17 protein-coding genes are annotated in these 21881 nt (G+C 39.5%); 4 read left to right on the top strand and 13 right to left on the bottom strand.

Annotated features, from left to right (window positions below; genetic code table 11):
* Positions 1-120: 120 nt before the first annotated feature.
* On the bottom strand, positions 121-1401 hold the full coding sequence (locus HMPREF2957_RS04585) for a glycoside hydrolase family 125 protein (protein ID WP_070677822.1): 1281 nt from the start codon (positions 1399-1401) through the stop codon (positions 121-123).
* 172 nt (positions 1402-1573) lie between these two features.
* Here HMPREF2957_RS04585 and HMPREF2957_RS04580 point away from each other — a divergent pair, with 172 nt between their 5' ends.
* Both HMPREF2957_RS04580 and HMPREF2957_RS04575 read left to right on the top strand, forming a co-directional pair.
* Positions 1574-3658 carry a GH92 family glycosyl hydrolase gene (locus tag HMPREF2957_RS04580; RefSeq protein ID WP_070677819.1) on the top strand — a complete coding sequence of 695 codons (2085 nt, stop codon included), beginning with the start codon at positions 1574-1576 and terminating at the stop codon, positions 3656-3658.
* Positions 3659-4088: 430 nt separating this feature from the next.
* The gene (locus HMPREF2957_RS04575) at positions 4089-5537 is read left to right on the top strand and encodes an APC family permease (RefSeq protein ID WP_006153364.1); all 1449 of its coding nucleotides are present in this window, start codon (positions 4089-4091) and stop codon (positions 5535-5537) included.
* A 106-nt stretch (positions 5538-5643) separates the two neighbouring features.
* Here the strand turns inward: HMPREF2957_RS04575 and polA are convergent, their stop codons facing one another.
* From polA to HMPREF2957_RS04530, 9 genes are all read right to left on the bottom strand, one after another.
* Positions 5644-8277 (bottom strand): DNA polymerase I, encoded by a 2634-nt coding sequence (gene polA, locus HMPREF2957_RS04570; protein WP_070677817.1) that lies wholly within the window; start codon positions 8275-8277, stop codon positions 5644-5646.
* A 57-nt stretch (positions 8278-8334) separates the two neighbouring features.
* Positions 8335-9462, bottom strand: coding sequence for an SH3 domain-containing protein (locus HMPREF2957_RS04565; RefSeq protein WP_070677814.1), 1128 nt, complete (start codon positions 9460-9462; stop codon positions 8335-8337).
* 94 nt (positions 9463-9556) lie between these two features.
* Positions 9557-9823, bottom strand: coding sequence for a Veg family protein (locus HMPREF2957_RS04560; RefSeq protein WP_004250994.1), 267 nt, complete (start codon positions 9821-9823; stop codon positions 9557-9559).
* Entirely contained in the window at positions 9820-11178 is a 1359-nt protein-coding gene (dnaB, locus tag HMPREF2957_RS04555; protein WP_006153396.1) for a replicative DNA helicase, read from the bottom strand. Before dnaB ends, HMPREF2957_RS04560 begins: the two co-directional genes overlap by 4 nt.
* Before the next feature lie 42 nt (positions 11179-11220).
* Positions 11221-11673 (bottom strand): 50S ribosomal protein L9, encoded by a 453-nt coding sequence (rplI, locus tag HMPREF2957_RS04550; protein ID WP_049494446.1) that lies wholly within the window; start codon positions 11671-11673, stop codon positions 11221-11223.
* On the bottom strand, positions 11670-13517 hold the full coding sequence (locus tag HMPREF2957_RS04545) for a GGDEF domain-containing protein (protein WP_398577646.1): 1848 nt from the start codon (positions 13515-13517) through the stop codon (positions 11670-11672). Before HMPREF2957_RS04545 ends, rplI begins: the two co-directional genes overlap by 4 nt.
* A gap of 278 nt (positions 13518-13795) precedes the next feature.
* Positions 13796-14344, bottom strand: a complete 549-nt coding sequence (gene hpf, locus HMPREF2957_RS04540; RefSeq protein ID WP_004250989.1) for a ribosome hibernation-promoting factor, HPF/YfiA family — start codon at positions 14342-14344, stop codon at positions 13796-13798.
* A gap of 79 nt (positions 14345-14423) precedes the next feature.
* A complete protein-coding gene (locus tag HMPREF2957_RS04535; RefSeq protein ID WP_049494448.1) occupies positions 14424-15086 on the bottom strand; it encodes a ComF family protein in 663 nt (220 codons plus the stop codon).
* Entirely contained in the window at positions 15083-16381 is a 1299-nt protein-coding gene (locus HMPREF2957_RS04530) for an ATP-dependent helicase ComFA (protein WP_049494449.1), read from the bottom strand. Before HMPREF2957_RS04530 ends, HMPREF2957_RS04535 begins: the two co-directional genes overlap by 4 nt.
* A gap of 55 nt (positions 16382-16436) precedes the next feature.
* Between HMPREF2957_RS04530 and HMPREF2957_RS04525 the strand changes: the two genes are divergently transcribed.
* Positions 16437-17072, top strand: coding sequence for a YigZ family protein (locus HMPREF2957_RS04525; protein ID WP_049494450.1), 636 nt, complete (start codon positions 16437-16439; stop codon positions 17070-17072).
* A 155-nt stretch (positions 17073-17227) separates the two neighbouring features.
* Positions 17228-18154, top strand: coding sequence for a cysteine synthase A (gene cysK, locus HMPREF2957_RS04520; protein WP_049494451.1), 927 nt, complete (start codon positions 17228-17230; stop codon positions 18152-18154).
* A 99-nt stretch (positions 18155-18253) separates the two neighbouring features.
* Here the strand turns inward: cysK and tsf are convergent, their stop codons facing one another.
* The 3 genes from tsf to HMPREF2957_RS04505 form a co-directional block, all read right to left on the bottom strand.
* Positions 18254-19294: a translation elongation factor Ts gene (tsf, locus tag HMPREF2957_RS04515; RefSeq protein ID WP_049494452.1), complete on the bottom strand. Its 1041-nt coding sequence runs from the start codon at positions 19292-19294 to the stop codon at positions 18254-18256.
* Between the two features lie 78 nt (positions 19295-19372).
* Positions 19373-20155: a 30S ribosomal protein S2 gene (gene rpsB / locus HMPREF2957_RS04510; protein ID WP_004250981.1), complete on the bottom strand. Its 783-nt coding sequence runs from the start codon at positions 20153-20155 to the stop codon at positions 19373-19375.
* 270 nt (positions 20156-20425) lie between these two features.
* Entirely contained in the window at positions 20426-21637 is a 1212-nt protein-coding gene (locus HMPREF2957_RS04505; protein ID WP_070677871.1) for an aminoacyltransferase, read from the bottom strand.
* Positions 21638-21881: the final 244 nt, after the last annotated feature.

Genomic DNA, 21881 nt, shown 5'->3' with positions numbered 1-21881 from the left:
GAAGCTAGCCGCAGGTTGCTCAAAGCACTGCTTTGAGGTTGTAGATAGAACTGACGAAGTCAGTAACATATATACGGCAAGGTGAAGCTGACGTGGTTTGAATTTGATTTTCGAAGAGTATTAGCGAATATCTAGGTAATCCAAGACCAATTCGCAGAACATCATGTTGGCCCATGAGAACCATTCACGAGAGTAGAGAGTCGGATCATCTACGTGGAAGCTTTCATGCATAACACCTGTTCCGCCATCGCAGGCAACTAGTTGGTCTAGCAAGTATTTTTTCTCAGCTTTATCTGTAGCTGTTAAGCCTTGAATTGATAGGGCAATCGGCCAGATATAACGATAGAAGGTATGAGAGCTTCCGAGACCGCTAGCGTATTCTCCTTGGTAGAAGTATGGATTTTCAGGGCTGAGAATGGTGCGACGAGTTGCTTGATACACTTCGTCATTGACATCACAATAACCAAGATATGGAGCAGCTAACAAACTTGGTACGTTAGGGTCGTCCATGATGCTAGCATTTCCTAAACCGTCTACTTCAAAGGCATAGATCTTCTCGCCCTTGCTGTTAGTCGTGTAGGCGTAATTTTCGATCCCTTCTTGGATTTCAGCTTGCAGACGTTTAGCGTCAGCAATGATGCTTTCACTATCAGCTAGACTCAATGTAGCAAAGATTTCTTGGACATAACCTAAGACAACGACTGCAAACATATTGGATGGAATCAAGTAGCTATACTGACAGCAGTCATCGCTTGGACGGAAGGCTGACCAGGTCATCCCTGTCACGGCAAAATCAGGTCCAAAACCATCATTAACCAAAGTGTCTTCCTTACGATCGGTATCACGGACGAAACGGTATGGTGAGTTCTTGTGATCTTGCTCCACCGTCCAAAGATGAAGAATCTCCTTGGTCGCTGTAACAAAAGTCTCATCAAACTGGCTAGTCTCACCAGTTTCCTTCCAAAGAAGGTAAGCCAATTGCAAGGGATAGCAAAGCGAATCTACTTCATACTTGCGTTCCCAAATCCAGCCATTGAGGTCTGTATGGTCTGTCTCGTGATGGCCCTTCCAGTTCTCCTCAATATTGAAAGAGTTGGCATAGGGATCCTTGAGAATCAAAGTCATCTGGCGTTTAACCAAACCAGCAATGGTCTGGCGCAAACGAGGGTCTCTTTTTGCCACATGAAGGTATGGTCTAAGCTGAGCAGTTGAATCCCGAAGCCACATAGCTGGGATATCCCCAGTTAGTACAAAGGTCGAGCCATCTTCTAAGATTTCAACTGTATTGTCTAAAGTGTCTGTATAGCAACGCTCAAAGACATCCACCCATTCAGGATGTTCCTTGGCTCTCTCCGCTACCTCATCTAGCCACTCTCTGACAATTTCTTTAGAATAAACCATAAACTATTTTGCCTCTTTCAAACAAATTTTCATTTTCAGTATATAGCTTTTAGCCCAGAAAATATATACACAAATGTTAGTCATTATTCTACAAAATTGTTATATTTTAAAGTCATTTTCTAAAAGTATCCTTTTTCTGATATAATGTAGAAAACTACAGAAGGAAATCGCTATGAAACCGATACTTGAAACCATTGATACCCGCTTTGGCACCGCGAGCAAGCATGCCTTTTCTCGGGGAAATACCCTACCTTACACAGGTGTGCCTTTTGGGATGAATTACTTTGTTTCACAAACTAGTGACCAGGAAGGGTCTTGGTTTTTTGATCCCCATCTTCCTATCTTTCAGGGCATTCGACTAACCCATCAGCCTAGCCCTTGGATTGGCGATTATTCTTGGTTGCTACTGACTCCTGTTACAGGAGAAATCAGTGGCGAGACCCTCTTCTATCGTCAGTCTTCTTATAATCTTGAACGTGCTATTTTCAATCCTCATTTTCTAAAGATTTTTTCTGAGCGTTATCAGATTGAAACGCAGCTAAGTCCTACTTGCCATGGAGCTTCTATTCAACTAAGACAAACACAAGGAAAAGCCCTCTCCCTCTATCTTCACGCAGCAGATGAACTGACAGTTGAACAAGTCGATAAGCGAACTCTGGCCCTGAGACAAGAAGGTGAAACCGAAACTAATAAAAGTCCTCTCGTCATGTACACTGCCCTCACATTCTCTACGGATATTCTATCTATCAATCAAGAGGGGCAAGACTGGCGTATTGATTTGGCTGGAGCGGAAGCTCAGATTCAATTGGCCACTTCATTTATTTCCAAAGAACAAGCTTTCTTTAATCTTCCTAAACAGGATTTTACAGAAACAAGAGCAGACGCCAAAAAAAGTTGGGAAGATCTTCTAGGCCGATTTGATGTCGTAGAAACCGGCTCTGTAGACCGAACATTTTTTGATCATTGTCTATACAGACTCTTTCTCTTCCCGCAAACCTTTTATGAGGTGAGTGAACAGGGAGAAGAGATTCATATAGACCTCGCTTCAGGAACAATTAAACCAGGTCTTCTCTTTACCAATAATGGTTTCTGGGATACCTTCCGCACTTCATTCCCACTCTTTGCCTTGATTATTCCAGAATACTATCGTCAGTTCCTTGAAGGCTTCCTCAATAGCTACCGCGACACTGGATATCTTCCTAAGTGGCTTGCTCCTGACGAAAGAGGAATGATGCCTGGCACTTTGATTGATGGTCTTATTGCAGATAGCGCCTGCAAAAACATGGCACCTGAGCTTGAGGAAGAATTTCTCAAAGCCATGATCAAAACTGCGACCAAGGCAGATCCAAAAGCTATCAATGGACGCCATGGTCTAAGCCAATATCAAGAACTGGGCTACTTATCCACAGATTATCATGAAAGTGTCAGTCACACACTAGACTATGCCTACAGCGATTTTTGTATCTCTACTTGTGCAGCAAAATTAGGTCAAGAAGAGCTGGCTCAAATCTATGCTCAATATTCTAAAAACTATCAGAATCTATTTGACTCTGAGACGGGGTACATGAGGGCGCGTGATGTAGATGGCAACTTCCGTCCTGACTTTTCTCCCTATAGTTGGGGTCGTGACTACGCTGAGTGTTCAGCTATTCAAGCCAGTCTCGGTGTTTTACACGATATTTCTGGACTTAGTCAACTAATGGGTGGAAAAGAAGCCTTTAGCAACTATCTTTTGAAAGCTTGTCAAAGTCTCCCACTTTTTGAAACGACGGGCTATGGATATGAAATTCATGAGATGAGCGAGATGGCAACAGCGCCATTTGGTCAACTAGCCATTTCCAACCAACCAAGCTTCCACATCCCTTATCTGTTCCACTACAGTAGTTATCCTCAATATACCAGTCTCTTAGTCAAGACTCTCCGTCAAAAAACCTTTCAAGCTGGCTGGGATGCTTATCCAGGAGATGAGGATAATGGTAGTCTATCGGCTTGGTATATATGGTCTGCTCTCGGACTTTACCCAACCTGCCCAGGAAAAGCAAGTTATGACCTTGGAATTCCGCTCTTTAATCACCTTCGTGTCTATCTGGCAGAAACAAATCAGTGGTTGGATGTTCGTACTCAACAAAATTATGAACACTTCCACTTTGTCCAAGACTGTCAACTGGACGGGAAAGAAAAACAAAGCATCAGCCATCAGGAGCTGCTCAATGCCAAGACTATTGACTTTACCCTCAGCTGGTTGCCAAAGCATTAATAGATCAAAACCCTTTGTCATGCACAAAGGGTTTTTCTTATCCATATAAAGTTATCCACAAACTGTGAATAACTCTCCAACTTTTCTTTGGAAAAGATTTTCAAGTTTTTCCAAAATATCTTTCCAATCCAAGTTCATAGGATTTACAATAGAAATGCTGTTAAAATCCTTGTCCAATCAGGCTTTATCCCAGATTCTCCTATCTTATAATTCCTAAATTTCTTGTCCCCTTTACAAACGATAGCTATAAAAATATTTTTGATAGGATGGTGTCAACTTATCCACAGGTTGTGGATAATCCTTTTCTAAACCAACAAGCCCTTTCCCCTATCTGTTAGCTGGGTTTTACAATTTTTATAGTAAATTTCAAATTTTGTTAGGCGCTTTCAAAAAATCATGATATACTGAAATTATAAGAAAAGGAGACATTATGAAAAAAGATCAACACCAACTTAATTGGCTGATGGTTTCTCTGATTGCTTTCAACATGGTTTGGGGGCTAGGAAACGTCGTCAACAACTACTCTCAACAGGGGATTTCAGTAGTCGTATCTTGGGTTTTAATCCTCGCACTCTACTTTATCCCATATTCACTCATCGTCGGACAACTAGGTTCTACCTTCAAGGAAAGCGGAAGCGGTGTTAGTGACTGGGTTGAAAAAACATCAACCAAACGCCTCGCCTACTTTGCCGCTTGGACCTACTGGGTTGTGCACATCCCTTATCTTGCACAAAAACCTCAAGGAATCCTGATTCCACTTGGATGGGCCTTGCAGGGTAACGGACAATTTCTGAAACAAATCGACATCCACTGGATTGTTATTCTCTGCTTGCTAATCTTTGGGCTTTTCCTCTACCTTTCTACAAAAGGATTGACAACACTGAAAGTCATCGGTAGCTTGGCAGGAAGTGCCATGTTGATTATGTCTTTACTCTTTGTGCTTTTGGCTGTCGGTCTGCCTTTCATTAAGCCAGACATCCAGTTTGCGACACCGCACATGGATCAACTGAGCACCTACATTCCAAACTTTGATTTTTCTTATTTCACAACGATCTCATTACTGGTCTTTGCCGTTGGTGGTTGTGAAAAAATTTCCCCTTATGTGAATCAGACTCGCAATCCTGCAAAAGAATTTCCAAAAGGTATGATTGTCATGGCTATCATGGTAGGACTCTCTGCTATCCTTGGTTCAGTTGCTATGGGAATGCTATTTGATGGTAATAACATCCCTGAAGACCTCATGCGTAATGGTGCTTATCAAGCCTTCCAAATGTTAGGAAATTCTTGGGGAGTTGGAAATCTTTTCGTTGTGATTTACGCTCTTACAAATATGGTCGGACAAATCGCGGCACTTGCCTTCTCTATTGACGCACCATTACAAATCCTACTCAATAACGCTGACGAAAACTACATCCCAAGCTGGCTTCGCAAACGTACTGAAAAAGGTGTCCTCATTAACGGCTACCTCCTTACAGGCGTCCTCGTTAGCCTTATCATCATCCTTCCAATTTTTGGTATCCAAGAAATTGACGGACTTGTAAAATGGATGACCAACCTCAATTCTATCGTAATGCCAATGCGTTATCTCTGGGTATTCCTTGCCTACATGATGCTTAATCGCGCTTGGAAAACATACAAAAATGCCGAATACAAGTTTGTGAACAATCCTAAGCTTGGCTTTGTGATCGGTACTTGGTGCTTCCTCTTCACTGCCTTTGCTTGTATCCTAGGTATGGTTCCAAAAATTAGCTATGCTGAGAATCCAACTGCTTGGCAATTCTCTCTTCTTACAAACATCTTGACCCCAATTATTCTGATTGGTTTAGGTGTTATTCTACCAATCCTTGCAAAAAAAGAACAAAAGAAACAAATCAAATAAATCCTACTATTATCTAGATAGTTTTACTTTTGTCTTTTCCTGAAAGAAAAATCCCCTTTGAACCATAATGTTCAAGGGGATTTCTTTTTTATCTGATAGGCTATTTCTACTTAGCTTCGTACCAAGTTACGCCTTCATTTTCATCAGCAATCAGGGGTACACTGAGTTGAATGGCTTCTTCCATGGTTTGTTTGACAAGTTTTTTAATAGCTACCAATTCTGACTTAGGCACTTCAAGAACAATTTCATCGTGTACTTGTAACAGCATCTTAGTTTGATAACCACCTGCTAGCAAGGCTTTATCTAGCTGAATCATAGCGATTTTAAGAATATCTGCAGCCGATCCTTGAATAGGTGAGTTGATAGCTGTACGCTCTGCAAAACCACGAATGTTAAAGTTACGCGAATTGATATCTGGCAACTCACGACGACGTTTGAAGAGAGTCTCTACATAACCCTTATCACGCGCCTCACGAACCACTTCATCCATGTAATTTTTGATACCAGGGAAGCGTTCAAAGTAAGTGTCGATGTATGCTTTAGCCTCTTTACGGCTGATACCTAGGTTATTGGATAAACCAAAGTCTGAAATTCCGTAAACCACTCCAAAGTTGACAGCCTTGGCATTACGACGGTCGTTTGGAGTCACATCCTCAGGACGTTCAATTCCAAAAACACGCATGGCTGTCGAGGTATGGATATCAGCTCCCTCTTGGAAGGCTTTGATTAAGTGCTCATCTTTAGAGATATGCGCCAAAACTCGCAACTCAATCTGTGAATAGTCAGAGCTGAGAAGGACACTATCCTCCCACTCTGGCACGAAAGCCTTACGAATGAGGCGGCCTTGTTCCAAGCGAACAGGAATATTTTGCAAGTTTGGATCCACACTAGACAGACGCCCTGTCTGAGTTAAATCTTGGACATAGCGTGTGTGAATCTTGCCATCCGCTAAAATCCAGTCCTGTAAACCAATCACATAAGTGGATTGAATTTTAGCAATCTGACGATAATCTAAAATTTTCTTGACGATTGGGGCAATAGGAGCTAGGCGCTCTAACACATCCACTGCTGTTGAATAACCTGTCTTGGTTTTCTTGGTGTATTCTATAGGGAGACCTAGCTTTTCAAAAAGTAGTTCGCCCAACTGCTTAGGCGAGTTGATGTTAAACTCCTCACCAGCCAATTCATAAATCTCTTGAGTTAGCTTTTCAATGACAAGCTCATTTTCAGCTTGCATCTCAAGCAAGGTTTCTTTTTTGACCTTGATTCCAGCGATTTCCATCTTAGCAAGGACAAAAGCCAGAGGTTGCTCCATATCATAGAGGAGGTCCAATTGTCCGTTTTCACTTAATTTTTCAAGTAAAACAGGCTCTGTCTCAACTAATACAGCAACCTTACGAGCCAAGTGCTCCAAGAAGGTTTCTCTCTCAGGGATAGCTTTCTTGACACCCTTACCATAGAAGGTTTCATCATCGACTAGGTAAGTTTGACCATAAAGACTAGCAATGGTTGAAATTTCATTATTCTCTACAGTAGAGAGAAGGTATTTGGCCAAGCGACTGTCAAAAGCAGGAGCCTGCAAGTCCAAACCAAAGCGATTTAAGAGAACTTTAGCTTTCTTACAGTCATATACTTTCAGAGGTGTTTTTTCTAGAAATTCCTTAAGAATCGAATCCTGCAGAAGTTCCAGCTTATCTGTAGCATAGAGTTTGTCTCCGCATGACCAAGCAAAACCAATCAATTCATCTGTATGGTAGTTTTCACCAAAAAGTTCAAAGTGGAAGATAGAGTCGGCACTCAGCATATCTTCAGTCACTTTGTCCACCATGGTGAAATTCAAAGTCTCAGCTTGATTCGCCTGAGAAGCATTCAAGGCTTGTTTGAGCTGCTTAAAGCCCATCTCATCGTAGAACTTCCCAAGGTTTTCCACATTTGGTCCACTATAGACCAAATCATCTAGACCTATCTCAATTGGCGCTTTCGTGTCGATGGTCGCTAGTGTTTTAGACAGAAAGGCTTGTTCCTTGTCATTGACAAGATTTTCCTTCATCTTGGAAGCCTTCATGCCATCGATATTTTCATAAATACCTTCCAGCGAGCCATATTCTAACAAGAGCTTGATCCCAGTCTTTTCACCAATCTTGGTCACCCCAGGGATATTATCAGACTTATCCCCCATCAGGGCCTTGAGGTCTATAAACTGAGCTGGTGTGAGTCCCATCTTTTCCATGAGGTATTCTGGTGTAAAGGCCTCAAACTCAGCCACACCTTTCTTAGAAATCTCAACTACTGTATGCTCATCCGTCAGCTGAATCAAGTCCTTGTCTCCGCTGACAATGGTCACATCAAAAGAATCCTTTTCAGCCAAGCAACCAAGAGTTCCAATGATATCATCCGCTTCATACTGAGCTAATTCATAGTGGCGAATCCCAAGATGGTCTAGCAACTCACGAATGAAGGGAAATTGCTCACGAAACTCATCTGGAGTCTTAGCACGACCACCCTTATAATCAGCATACATCTCTGTACGGAAAGTCGTTTTCCCCGCATCAAAAGCAACCAAAATATGACTCGGTTGGACACGCTCCAGTAGGTGATTTAGCATCAGATGAAATCCGTAGATTGCATTGGTATGTAGTCCATTGTCATTTTTAAAACGATCCAGTTGCTGGTAAAGTGCAAAAAATGCCCGGAAAGCAACTGAAGATCCATCAATCAATAATAATTTTTTCTTGTCCATACACCCATTATAAAGGAAAGCAGGGAAAAATACCATTGCTAAGAGTTAGATTATCGGTCAAGGCTTATTGGGATTTTTTTCAACTCGCGCACCATTGCTATCAACTTGGAAACCATCGATAGTCGTATCTACTGCCAATTCTCCAGATGCGTTCACGTAATAATATTTCCCTGAAACCTGGAACCACTGACTAGCTTTCATAGCACCCGAGCTTTCGAGATAATACCAAATGCCCTTATCCTTCAACCATCCTGTCTGCATTTCTCCAGATGATTTCAAGTAGTACCACTTGGAACCGTCTTTTAGCCAACCTGTTCTCATTGAACCATTAGTTTGGAAATAGTACCAACTGCCGTTTATCTTTTTCCATCCAAGTGCGACTTTGCCATTTTCATAGTAGTACCAGACTGTTCCCTGTTTTTCCCATCCATTCTTCGAGGTTACCGTTTTAATTAAGGGGATATAACGTCTGTTCCCACTTCTTGAAATATAACTAATCCATCTATAGCCATCCTTTTCAAGAGTTTGATCATAATGAACACTCATTCCAGGTTCGTAGTAATCAATAATAGTAGATGTCAATGATGGCTGATTCATAATAGCTGCCTTTTCTGTAAAGTAATGAGTTCCACTAGAAGCTAGTACAGATTGATAATTTCCTACACTAGCATTCCCCACATCTTTAAAATGAATGAAACCAGTCATAGAGCTTGCTTTTACTATTCTACGATAATACGTTTCTGTATAATCGTAATTGTACTCCTCGATTTCAACCATGTCTCCAATCACGTTAGAAACCCAAGCTACGTGGCCATGTGTTCCCCTCGTGCTCCAAGCAATAGCTCCAATCGCTGGTCTCTGGTCTACACGATATCCTTCTTTTTGAGCTCGGTATCCCCATTCCTTCGCATGCCCATAAGCAGCTGGTAGTTCAAATCCATTGACACTACTTAAACGAAAGGCAGCGAAAGATGTACACTGTCTGGAGTATAGACGCCATTTATCAATTTCTTGACTTCCATTTTTATAATAATAGGGATAATCATCTCCTCGTGCCAGTGAGCCGTTGTTTGCCTGATTGGCATGAACAGCTCCTCCACCAAACAAAAAAGCACCTGCTAACAGTAGGGAAGCTGTCCCCACTGTCGTTCTCTTAAGAAAAGTTCCCTTTTTACTATATGTCATTCATTCTCCTTCGAATAGATAAATTTTTGAGGTTGACCTCATTTATATCATTCGAAAGAAAAAGAAAAAAGTGAGAAAACTCCCACTTTTAAGCTTAATCCAAATAGTGAATCAAATTCTTTTCCGTTAAAATATCAGAATAGGTGAAGGATTCAACGTAGACGTTGGCCTGTTTGTCCCCTTCAACATCCCCAAATTCAACAATAAAGAGCGATGGATAGACTTCAATAAGTCTTCCTAAGCGATTCTTTTGGCGTTTACGACCATTTTCCAAGGTCATTTCCACGACTTGTCCTTCATGCGCCTTGATTTCTTCTTTGATTTTTTTCATCTTGGCTACATCTGTAAATGCATCTGTCATCTTTGTTCCTCTCTCTTCGAAATACTTGAAAACTTGTTATACTCTTTTTGAAAAATCAATTCTACCGTTCCACGTGCACCGCTACGGTTTTTCTCGATAATAACTTCTACCTTGTTATTTGGAAGCCCTTCCTCTTCTTCGCCACCACGTTCATAATAGTCATCTCGATAGAGAAAGGCTACGATATCCGCATCCTGCTCGATAGATCCAGACTCACGAATATCTGATAATACCGGTCTTTTATCTTGACGTTGTTCAACACTACGCGACAACTGACTTAGCGCGATAACGGGAACCTTCAATTCCTTGGCTAGAATTTTCAACTGACGTGAAATCTCTGACACCTCTTGCTGACGGTTCTCACGACCAGTCCCTGTAATTAACTGCAGGTAGTCAATCAAGATCAATCCAAGATTGCCTGTTTCCTGAGACAATTTTCTGGCGCGTGATCGAATCTCCGTAATTCGAATTCCAGGGGTATCGTCAATATAGATACTTGCTTTTGCAAGATTACCTTGAGCAATCGTATATTTACGCCACTCTTCCTCAGTCAATTGCCCTGTACGGATAGAGTGAGACTCTACTAGTCCTTCGGCAGCTAACATACGATCGACCAGACTCTCAGCACCCATCTCAAGTGAGAAAATTGCAACGGTCTTGTCTAGCTTGGTTCCGATATTTTGAGCAATATTCAAGGCAAAAGCAGTCTTACCAACCGCAGGACGAGCAGCAAGAATGATTAACTCCTCCTCGTGCAAACCAGTTGTCATATGATCCAGATCCTGATAACCAGTTGCAATCCCTGTAATATCAGAAGTTTGTTGTGATCGAACTTCCAGATTCCCAAAATTAAGATTTAAAATGTCACGAATGTTTCTAAAACCACTACGATTTGCATTCTCACTGACATCGATCAAACCTTTTTCTGCTCGCGCAATGATTTCATCTGCTGGACTTGAGGCTTCGTAAGCTTGGTTTACAGACTCTGTCAACTTCGCAATCAAACGACGAAGCGTGGCTTTCTCTGCTACAATTTTTGCATAGTATTCAGCATTTGCAGAGGTTGGTACAGAGTTGATAATCTCAACAAGGTAGGACAAGCCACCAATATTTTGCAAATCACCTTGATCATCTAATATCGTACGAACAGTCGTTGCATCAATGGCTTCACCTCGATCTGACAAATCAACCATGGCCTGAAAAATCAAACGGTGAGCATACTTAAAGAAGTCTCGAGAGTCTATATATTCTCGAACAAACACGAGTTTACTCTCATCGATAAATATAGCTCCCAATACAGATTGTTCTGCCAAAATATCCTGGGGCTGAACTCGTAGTTCCTCTACTTCTGCCATCAGATTTTCCTTCCTTTTACAAAATCATTACTCAAATCTAGCTTAACCTTCTTTTACACGAAGATTGATGACGCTAGTTACATCCTGATAAATTTTTACTGGAACATCAATCAAGCCAACTGCTCGAATTGGCGCTTGTACTTGGATGTGACGTTTATCAATTTTAATTCCAAATTGTTTTTGGAGCTCTTCCGCAATTTTCTTGCTAGTAATTGAACCAAAAGTTCTTCCATCTGGACCAACTTTTTCAACAAACTCAACAATTGTTTCTTCTGCTTCAAGTTTCGCCTTAATTTCTTGTGCTTCTGCAAGAAGTTGAGCATGTGCTTTTTCTTCAGATTTTTGCTTCCCGCGCAACTCACCAATTGCTTGTGAAGTCGCTTCTTTAGCAAGGTTTTTCTTAATCAAAAAGTTTTGCGCATAACCTGTTGGCACTTCCTTGATCTCGCCTTTTTTCCCTTTTCCTTTTACATCTGCTAAAAAGATTACTTTCATTCTTCTGTCTCCTTTTCTCTAATTTCATTAGAAATAACGGTTTTTAGTTTATCACCCGCTTCTTGCAGACTCATATCTGCAAGTCGAGCAGCTGCCAAGTTGAAGTGGCCTCCGCCACCCAATTCTTCCATAATCCGTTGCACATTAATCTTACTACGACTTCGTGCAGAAATGGAAATATCCCCTTGGCGGTTTTTTGCAATGACAAAACTAGCTTCAATACCTGACATAGCTAACATAGTATCAGCTGCTTTACTAATCACTACAATATCATACTCCTTACCATCCTTGGCCTGAGCTACAAGAATAGAAGGTTGTACGGCCTGTCCTTGCAAGATTAGCTCATTAACCAATCGATACTCTTCAAAGTCAGTCGCCGCAAGTTCTTGAATTACAATACTATCACTACCACGTGTTCTTAGATAACTTGCCACGTCAAAGGTTCGGCTAGTTACACGAGAGGTGAAATTCTTAGTATCCAGCATCATACCGCCCATAAGAACACTAGCTTGGATACGACTTAAGCGTGCTTTCTTAGAGTTTTGGAATTGAATTAGCTCTGTTACAAGCTCGCTCGCACTACTTGCTCCACTCTCGATATAGGTGATAACAGCATTTTCCGGGAAATCCTGATCTCGTCTATGGTGGTCAATAATGATGGTTTGTGTAAACAAATCATAAAACTCTTTTGACAAGGTTAAAGCTGTCTTAGAGTGGTCCACCATCACTAGCAAGGAACGATTAGTGACCATTCCCATAGCTTGAGTTAGAGGGATGAGTTTTGTTACTCCCTCATTCTCTAAAAATTGAATGGCACGATGAATGTCCGGAGACATTTGTTCTGCATCATAGACCACATAACTATCATCCAAGACGTTACTCGAGAACAATTGCATACCAACAGCAGAGCCTAAAGCATCCATGTCTAAGTTTTTATGACCAACCACGAAGACATGGTCAACGCTTCTCAACTTTTCAGAGATTGCCGTCATCATTGCTCTTGTACGTGTTCTTGTTCGCTTAATAGAAGCTGCAGAACCACCACCAAAATAAATTGGATTTTTCGTCTCATCATTTTCTTTTACAACGACCTGGTCTCCCCCTCGAACTTCTGCAAGGTTGAGATTTGATAAAGCAACTTTACCAATACCCTCATGATCGCCATCACCGTATGACAAGCCCATACTCATGGTTAAGGCTAAATCTCTCTGCTTAGCTTCTTCACGGAAGGTATCAATTACAGAAAATTTATCCTGCATCAATTGCTCTAATACCGTATAGTCGGTAAATAAGTAAAAACGATCCATGGTCACTCTACGAGAAAACATCTGATATTTTCCAGTAAATTCTGATACAAAATTTGCGACAAAACTATTAATATGACTGATGTCTGATTCAGATGTTTCGTCCTCTAAATCATCATAATTATCTACCGAAATAATACCAATAACAGGGCGACTTGTAACCAATTCTACTGTGGCTTCGTACTCTCCAGAAACGTCAAAAAAGTAGAGCACGCCAGAATTTCTATCTAGATGCACTGCATAACGTTTTTCCCCCACATTTGCATAAATTCCAGGCGAAGATATGGATGTTTTTATAATTTCTTGAAGTTGAGGAAGGTCAATTTCTCCATCTTCCGTTGTCAACATTAACTCTGCGTAGGGATTGAACCACTCAATCTCACTGCTTTCCATGTTTAGCTTGACAACTCCAACAGGCATCTGTTCTAAGAGTGAACTTAAACTATCTTCTGCCTGATGGTTTACGTATTGGATTTGTTCAATTTCTGTTTTTTGATAAGATTTCTTCTGAAAATAAAATAGCAAAAGAAATGTCACCATTAAGAAAAATAAGCATGCTATTGTGACTAGGTTATTTTGAAGAAAAATAACCAATACAGTCATGATTATAAAGGAAATCCCAACAAATAAGAATATAAAAAAGGGATTCATTTCATTTTTTTTCATTACAAACCTCTTGCGCAATATTATACCATATTTGCACTGAAAAAGCGACCTTTAAAGAAGGAATAGCACTTGTGCTCAAATGTAGCATGTAGGAACACAAAAGGTGGTTTACACTAGTGTAAACCACCTTTTTAGTCTAAGCATATTAAGTATTATGATTCTTTCACTTCAAGAAGACCAATATCTCCATCTTCGCGTCGATAAATAACATTTGTAGTTTCATCTTCAACATCGATGTAAATGAAGAAATCATGACCCAATAAGTCCATCTGAAGAAGTGCTTCTTCAAGATCCATTGGTTTTAAATCAATTTGTTTTGAACGAACAACTTTAGGTTGAGCAGCATCTGTCTCTTCTACCAAGGTATCTGTAAATAGTTGGCTAGTAGAAACTTTATTTCTGTTTTTACGTTCAATTTTAGTTTTATTTTTACGGATTTGGCGTTCAATCTTATCTGTCACCAAATCAATAGATCCATACATATCTTGAGAAACGTCTTCTGCACGAAGAGTAATAGATCCAAGTGGAATTGTTACTTCTACCTTAGCAGTCTTTTCACGATACACTTTCAAATTTACACGCGCATCTAATTCTTGATCTGCTTGGAAGTATTTTTCGATCTTTTCGAGTTTAGAAACTACATAATCACGAATTGCTTCTGTTACTTCTAGGTTTTCACCACGGATACTATATTTAATCATATAAGTACCTTCTTTCTAAACATATTTGTTTTTCTATATTTATTATAACGCTTTCAAAAAATTATTGCAATCTTTTTCCTCATCTTACGAGGGAAAATGTTCTAACCTCTTCTGCTCCTGCCTTCTCGAGCAGTATTTTAACACGGTTAACAGTAGCTCCAGTCGTATAAATATCATCAATCAATAAAATCTTCTTTGGAATCCTAATGCCTTCTTTAATAAAAAACGGAAGTTCCGTGGCCAAACGCTCCGAACGATTTTTAGAAGAACTTGCTTTCTCTTCTCTTTTCCCTAATATATCCTGATGAGAAAGCCCTGCAGCCTCTATTAGGCCTGCAACCTGATTAAAACCTCTTTTTGCATACCTCTCAGGGCTTAACGGTATTAAAATAAAATGATAGTCCTTGTATTTTTTTAAATTCTCATTTAAAATCATTGCAAAAACTTTTCGGAGAATATAATCGCCATCAAATTTGTAACGATTAAAGAAGTCTTTCATAGCTTGATTATAACTAAAAATCGCTTCATGGCTTACTTCAATCCCTTCTTTACACCAAAGTTGACAATCTTGACACAAAGTTGACAATCCTTTTTTATAACAATTTGGGCAATGTTCTTCCCCAATAATTTCAAAACTTGAGTAACAAGCTAAACAAAGTGAGCCCTCCTCCTTTTTCAAAATAAGAAGCTCTCCAAAAGTTAGAGTTTTCTTCAAATGTTGGGCACATAGTAAACAAATCATAGGCCTGCCTCCTTGTTCATCAGTTTAATTTCCTTTATAGCATTCTTAATCGAACGATTTAATCCATTATGAAAGAAAATTAGATCTCCTGTAGGTCTATCCATGCTACGACCTACACGTCCTCCAATTTGAATGAGGCTTGATTTTGTAAAAAGACGATGGTTTGCTTCTACGACACAGACATCCACACAAGGGAAGGTAACTCCGCGCTCCAATATTGTTGTGCTTATCAATATGGTCAATTCCCTATCCCTAAAAGCTTGAACTTGCTCTAATCTATCTACAGTAACTGAGGATACGAAACCAATTTTCTCATTTGGAAATGTCTCTTGTAAGATTTCCTTCAACTTCTCTCCCTTTGTAATTTCTGATGCAAATATTAGTAAGGGGTAGCCAGTTCTTCTCTGGTTTTCAACATATCTTTTTAGCTTTGGTGGTAGGTGAAACTTATCCAAACATTTATCCAGACCAGATAACCAAACGGGTTTTGGAATAATTAAAGGATTTCCATGGAACCGCCTTGGCAGGCTTAGTCGTTTTAGCTTCCCTAAGCGAACCTTCTTATCCAACTCATCTGTAGAAGTTGCAGTGAGAAAAATTCTGAGTCCATTTTCCTTTACACAATTCTTTACAGCTTTGTAAAGCATCTTGTTGTCAACATAGGGGAATGCATCTACTTCATCTACTATTAGTAAATCAAAAGCGTGATAAAACTTTAATAATTGATGAGTTGTTGCAACAACTAGTGGTGTCCGAAAGTATGGTTCAGACTCACCATGCAGTAAAGCTATTTCACAAGCAAAGTCATTCTGCAATCGCTTATACAATTCCAAACAAACATCTATCCGTGGACTTGCTAGACAAACTGCGCCACCATCATTAATAACTTTCGCAACAACTTTATAAATCATCTCTGTCTTCCCAGCGCCAGTCACTGCATGAACTAAAGTCGGTTGCTGGTTCTCTACTGCCTGAAGTAATCCTTCTGATACTTTCTCTTGAAATGGAGTCAATTGTCCCTTCCATTTAAGAACATCTTGTTTAGGAAAATCTTCTTGAGGGAAATAATATAAGGCCTGATCACTCCTAACTCGCTTCATCAACAAACATTCTCGGCAGTAATGAGCATTAATAGGTAGAGACCATTCATCTTGAATCATACTATCACATCGTTGGCAGAAGAGTTTCCCCTTCTCTTTTCTCATGCTTGGCAGCTTCTCCGCCAGTTGTCGTTCTTCAGGGCTTAATTCTTGTTCTGTAAAAAGTCGACCAAGATAATTTGGATTTATTTTCATACTTCTTTATTCGTAAAATCTAGAACTTTAGACTATTTTTTAGTACAATAAAAATATGGAATTTAGAACTATAAAAGAGGACGGACAAGTCCAAGAAGAAATCAAAAAATCACGATTTATTTGTCATGCAAAACGTGTCTATAGTGAAGAAGAAGCTCGTGCCTTTATCACTGCTATCAAAAAAGAACACTATAAGGCTACCCACAACTGCTCTGCTTTTATTATCGGTGAGCGCAGTGAAATCAAGCGAACCAGTGATGATGGGGAGCCAAGTGGAACTGCTGGTATACCTATGCTAGGAGTTCTAGAAAATCACAATTTGACCAATGTTTGTGTAGTTGTTACCAGATATTTTGGTGGTATTAAACTGGGAGCAGGAGGTCTTATTCGCGCTTATGCAGGTAGTGTTGCCTTAGCTGTCAAAGAAATTGGAATTGTTGAAATTAAAGAACAAGCAGGGATTCAAATTCAAATGAGCTATGCTCAATATCAAGAGTATGGGAATTTTCTTAAAGAACATAATCTTATGGAACTCGAAACCAACTTTACAGATCAAGTTGACACAATTATTTTTGTCGATAAAGAAGATAAAGAGGATACCAAAGCTGCCCTCATAGAATTTTTTAACGGGAAAGTTATCCTAAAAGATCAAGGGTTACGAGAAGTTGAAGTTCCTGTAAACCTTGTGTAAAGTACTTTTAAATACCTTCCCTCAATTTTTAGATTTACACTGACTATTTTTCTGATTGTTATAAAAAAATCCTATCGCTTCGATAGGATTTCTATATTTTACAAAAGTTTAAGATAGCGTTATACTAGAAGCATCTTATATAAAGAGGTGCTAACATGGCTATTTATAACAATATCACAGAACTTATCGGAAAAACACCGATTGTTAAATTGAATAACATTGTACCAGAAGGTGCAGCAGACGTTTACGTAAAACTAGAAGCTTTTAACCCAGGTTCATCCGTTAAAGACCGCATCGCTCTTAGTATGATTGAAAAAGCAGAACAAGAGGGTAAACTGAAACTAGGCTCAACTATTGTAGAAGCAACAAGCGGAAACACTGGTATCGGTCTTTCATGGGTTGGTGCTGCTAAAGGTTATAAAGTTGTCATCGTTATGCCTGAAACAATGAGTGTTGAACGCCGCAAGATCATCCAAGCTTATGGTGCTGAACTAGTCCTCACTCCAGGTAGTGAAGGAATGAAAGGTGCGATTGCAAAAGCGCAAGAAATTGCTGCTGAACGTGATGGTTTCCTACCATTACAGTTTAATAACCAAGCTAACCCAGAAGTTCACGAAAGAACAACAGGAGCTGAAATTCTAGCTGATTTCGGAGCTGATGGTTTAGATGCCTTTGTTGCCGGTGTTGGTACTGGAGGAACTATTTCTGGTGTCTCTCACGCTCTTAAATCGGCTAATTCAGACATTCAAGTTTTTGCAGTTGAGGCAGACGAGTCAGCAATCTTATCAGGTGAAAAACCAGGACCTCACAAAATTCAAGGTATCTCTGCAGGATTCATCCCAGAAACACTTGATACAGAAGCTTATGATGGTATCGTTCGCGTGACATCAGACAATGCTCTTGCACTTGGTCGCGAAATTGGTGGAAAAGAAGGCTTCTTGGTAGGTATTTCTTCTGCCGCAGCTATCTATGCAGCAATCGAAGTTGCTAAAAAACTTGGGGCAGGTAAAAAAGTCCTTGCGCTTGCACCAGATAACGGAGAACGTTACCTATCTACAGCGCTCTATGAGTTCGAAGTCTAGTCTCCTAAATACACAAAGCCCTTTAACAAGGGCTTTTTATTTTTTTTATAAAGTTTTTCTATATGAAAAAGGAAGCAAATCTGCTTCCTCTTTTTATTATTAGTTATTCAAAGCTGCCGCCATTGTAGCTGCAACTTCAGCTTCAAAGTCATTTGCAGCTTTTTCGATACCTTCACCAACTTCAAAGCGAGCGAACTCAACTACTGAAGCGTTAACTGATTCAAGATATGCTTCAACTGTCTTGCTGTCATCCATGATGTATACTTGTGCAAGAAGTGTGTATGCTTGGTCAACTTTAGTGTTGTCAAGCATGAAGCGATCCATTTTACCTGGAATGATTTTATCCCAGATTTTTTCTGGTTTACCTTCTGCAGCCAACTCTGCTTTAATGTCAGCTTCAGCTTGAGCGATAACTTCATCAGTCAATTGTGCTTTTGATCCATACTTCAAGTGTGGAAGTGCTGGTTTGTTAACCATTGCACGGCTTTCGTTATCTTGGTCGATTACGTGGTTCAATTGAGCCAACTCATCTTTAACAAATTGCTCATCCAATTCTTTGTATGAAAGAACTGTTGGTTTCATCGCAGCAATATGCATTGAGATTTGTTTAGCAAGTGCTTCGTCTCCACCTTCGATTACAGAGATAACACCGATACGTCCGCCGTTGTGTTGGTAAGCACCGAAGTGTTGTGCATCTGTTTTTTCAAGTAAAGCAAAACGACGGAATGAGATTTTTTCTCCGATAGTCGCTGTTGCAGATACATATGCAGCTTCAAGTGTTTCACCTGAAGGCATTGTCAATGCAAGTGCTTCTTCGTTGTTAGCTGGTTTACCTTCAGCGATTACTTTAGCTGTTGCATTTACCAATTCAACGAATTGAGCATTTTTCGCAACGAAGTCAGTTTCAGCATTTACTTCAACTACTGCTGCGACGTTACCGTTAACAAATACACCAGTCAAACCTTCTGCAGCAACACGGTCAGCTTTTTTAGCTGCCTTAGCCATACCTTTTTCGCGAAGCAATTCAATCGCTTTTTCGATATCACCTTCAACTTCGACCAATGCTTTCTTAGCGTCCATGACACCAGCACCAGATTTTTCACGCAACTCTTTAACAAGTTTAGCTGTAATTTCTGCCATTTTAATTCTCCTATATTTTTTAAAAATAGGAGAGCCGGGCTAAGCCCCGCCCTCCTAGGTAATGATTAATTATTTGAATTAAGCGTTGTCGCCTTCTACAACTTCAACGATTTCTTCGATTGAGTCTGCTTGAGCTTCTGAAGCTGCAAATTCTGCTTCAACTGCTGCTACAGCATCTTCACCTTGGCGACCTTCGATGATAGCGTCTGCCAATTTAGCTGTGATCAACTTAACTGCGCGGATAGCGTCATCGTTAGCTGGGATGATTACATCGATATCATCTGGATCAGTGTTTGTGTCAACCATCGCTACAACTGGGATACCCAATTTTTTAGCTTCTTTAACAGCGATTTGCTCTTTATGTGGGTCAACTACGTACATTACATCTGGGATGCGAGGCATGTCTTCGATACCACCCAAGAATTTTTCAAGACGAGCGCGTTGTTTGTTAAGAAGTGCAACTTCTTTCTTAGGAAGAACGTCGAAGATTCCTTCTTCTTCCATGCGTTTGATTTCTTTCAAACGAGCGATACGTTTTTGGATTGTTCCCCAGTTAGTAAGGGTACCACCCAACCAACGGTGGTTGATGTAGTATTGACCTGAACGTTCTGCTTCTTCTTTAACAGCGTCAGCAGCTTGTTTCTTAGTACCAACAAACAATACAACTGCATCGTTAGCTGCTGCATCACGCATAAAGTCGTATGCTTGGTCAGCGTATTTTACAGTTTGTTGCAAGTCGATAACGTGGATTCCGTTACGCTCAGTGAAGATGTACTTAGCCATCTTAGGGTTCCAGCGACGAGTTTGGTGACCAAAGTGTACACCAGCCTCAAGAAGTTGTTTCATTGAAATTACTGCCATGAGTATTTCTCCTTTTTTGTTTTTTCCTCTTCTTGATTTCAACTTGCAAAACAACCAAAAGGCAACAGTTTCACAATTCATCAAGAATGAGTATTATCGTTCACACGACAAGTTTCATTTTATCATAATTGGAGCTTTATTTCAAGTGATTTTGTTATTTTCTCCTTATTAAATTACCATTTAAAAGCTCTAAATTTAAAACATCTCAACATATACTGCTGAGATGTTCTAATAGCTAATTTTTTAAAATTTAATGTAGGGGTGTTTATGCTATCTACTTCGAAGTTTCTTACGAATCTTATAAGCTAGATTAAACAAGAAATATAATGAACTAGTTGGATAGTTAAACTCACCAGCAAACTCCTCAATAGTGGGATTAAACTTAGATTTAAAATTAAATAACCCGCCTTCTAAGTTGTTTTCAATTCCACCCATATTATGAGTCTCTGCCCCACGTTCAAATGAATGTTGAGCTGTCTCAAACCATGTAGGAATAGCAGGTTGATAATGTCTAAATTCCTCATTCATTCCAGCATATAAGTTTTCAGAAGTTTTCCCAAATTCGATGGTTAAAGTTCCAGACAATGGAACGACACTGTACCCTCTATCAATATGGCTCTTAAGAAAAGAAATTTCTTCCTCTAATCGTTTTCTCTCTTGCTGATTCTCTTTTATTTTGCCTTCTTTCGTTTTATCAGTAAATTTCTGCGCTATTTTAAGATTCTTTTCGAGTTGCTGCTCAACTTCTTTCAGTCTATTAGGTAAATCTAAGTAGCTCAGTGTGATAAAAGAGTGATTAGGATAAGTAGTCAGTAACTTTTGATAATAATCTTTGCCTCGTAAACTGATATTCTTACGAGACTCTGTTTTCTTCATTAAAAATGAAAATTCATCTAATAAATCAATTCCACCGAATTTCACTTCCAATCCTTTATTCCTTGCAGTTCGGATTGCCTGTCTAGTGGACTTGGATAGTTGATCCAACGAGAAGTTCTCTTTATGAATATTAGCTTGAAAACGTGGTTGTATATTTTCTGCCATATCCTTTGTTAAGCCTGTCCAATAAACTTTATTTTTTTTCAGTTCTTCAATAATTTCTAAAGTCCTAGAATTTTGGACAGTTTCTTGCCCAATAAGACCTCTACTGATAAATAAACTTGGATCAAATTTAACCATTATTGCATTGCTTTTTTTAGCAATTTTTTTCAATGTTAAAATCACAAATTTCAGAAGTTCTTTATCTTCATAGTCAATTACTGGACCTCGTGGAATATAGAACATAGAAAGTCCTAATGGTAGTGGCTGAATTAAGATATTCGCTACTCCAACCAATTGATTCTCTTTATAAAATCCAACTCTCTCATTCCCCCAAGTATCCTTAATCTTGGCCCAATCACTACTCTGCAACAAATTTCCTTGAGGATGATTTTCTAAAAACAAATCCCACTCTTTGACATCAACATTTATTTTATACGTAAACATAACTCCAACACCGACTCCCTTAGAAACCATTTTTTTATCAACATGCTACACTCGTACTAAATCCCTAAGTTTCATTTTACTTTAACTAAAAAATTATAAAAATAGAGAATAAGTTCAAGTAATTATATAATGAAATTTATTTTTCAGCACTATACAAAGGGTGAGATTAATAAAATCTCACCCTAATTTTAGTAATAATCAGTATATTAGTTTGGATAAATGTATCTTACAGTACCTCTTGATG

This window comes from Streptococcus sp. HMSC062D07 (assembly GCF_001814215.1).
Lineage (GTDB): Bacteria > Bacillota > Bacilli > Lactobacillales > Streptococcaceae > Streptococcus > Streptococcus infantis_I.
The sequence above is the reverse complement of the archived record's forward strand: the minus strand, read 5'-3'. Positions and strand labels throughout refer to the sequence as shown.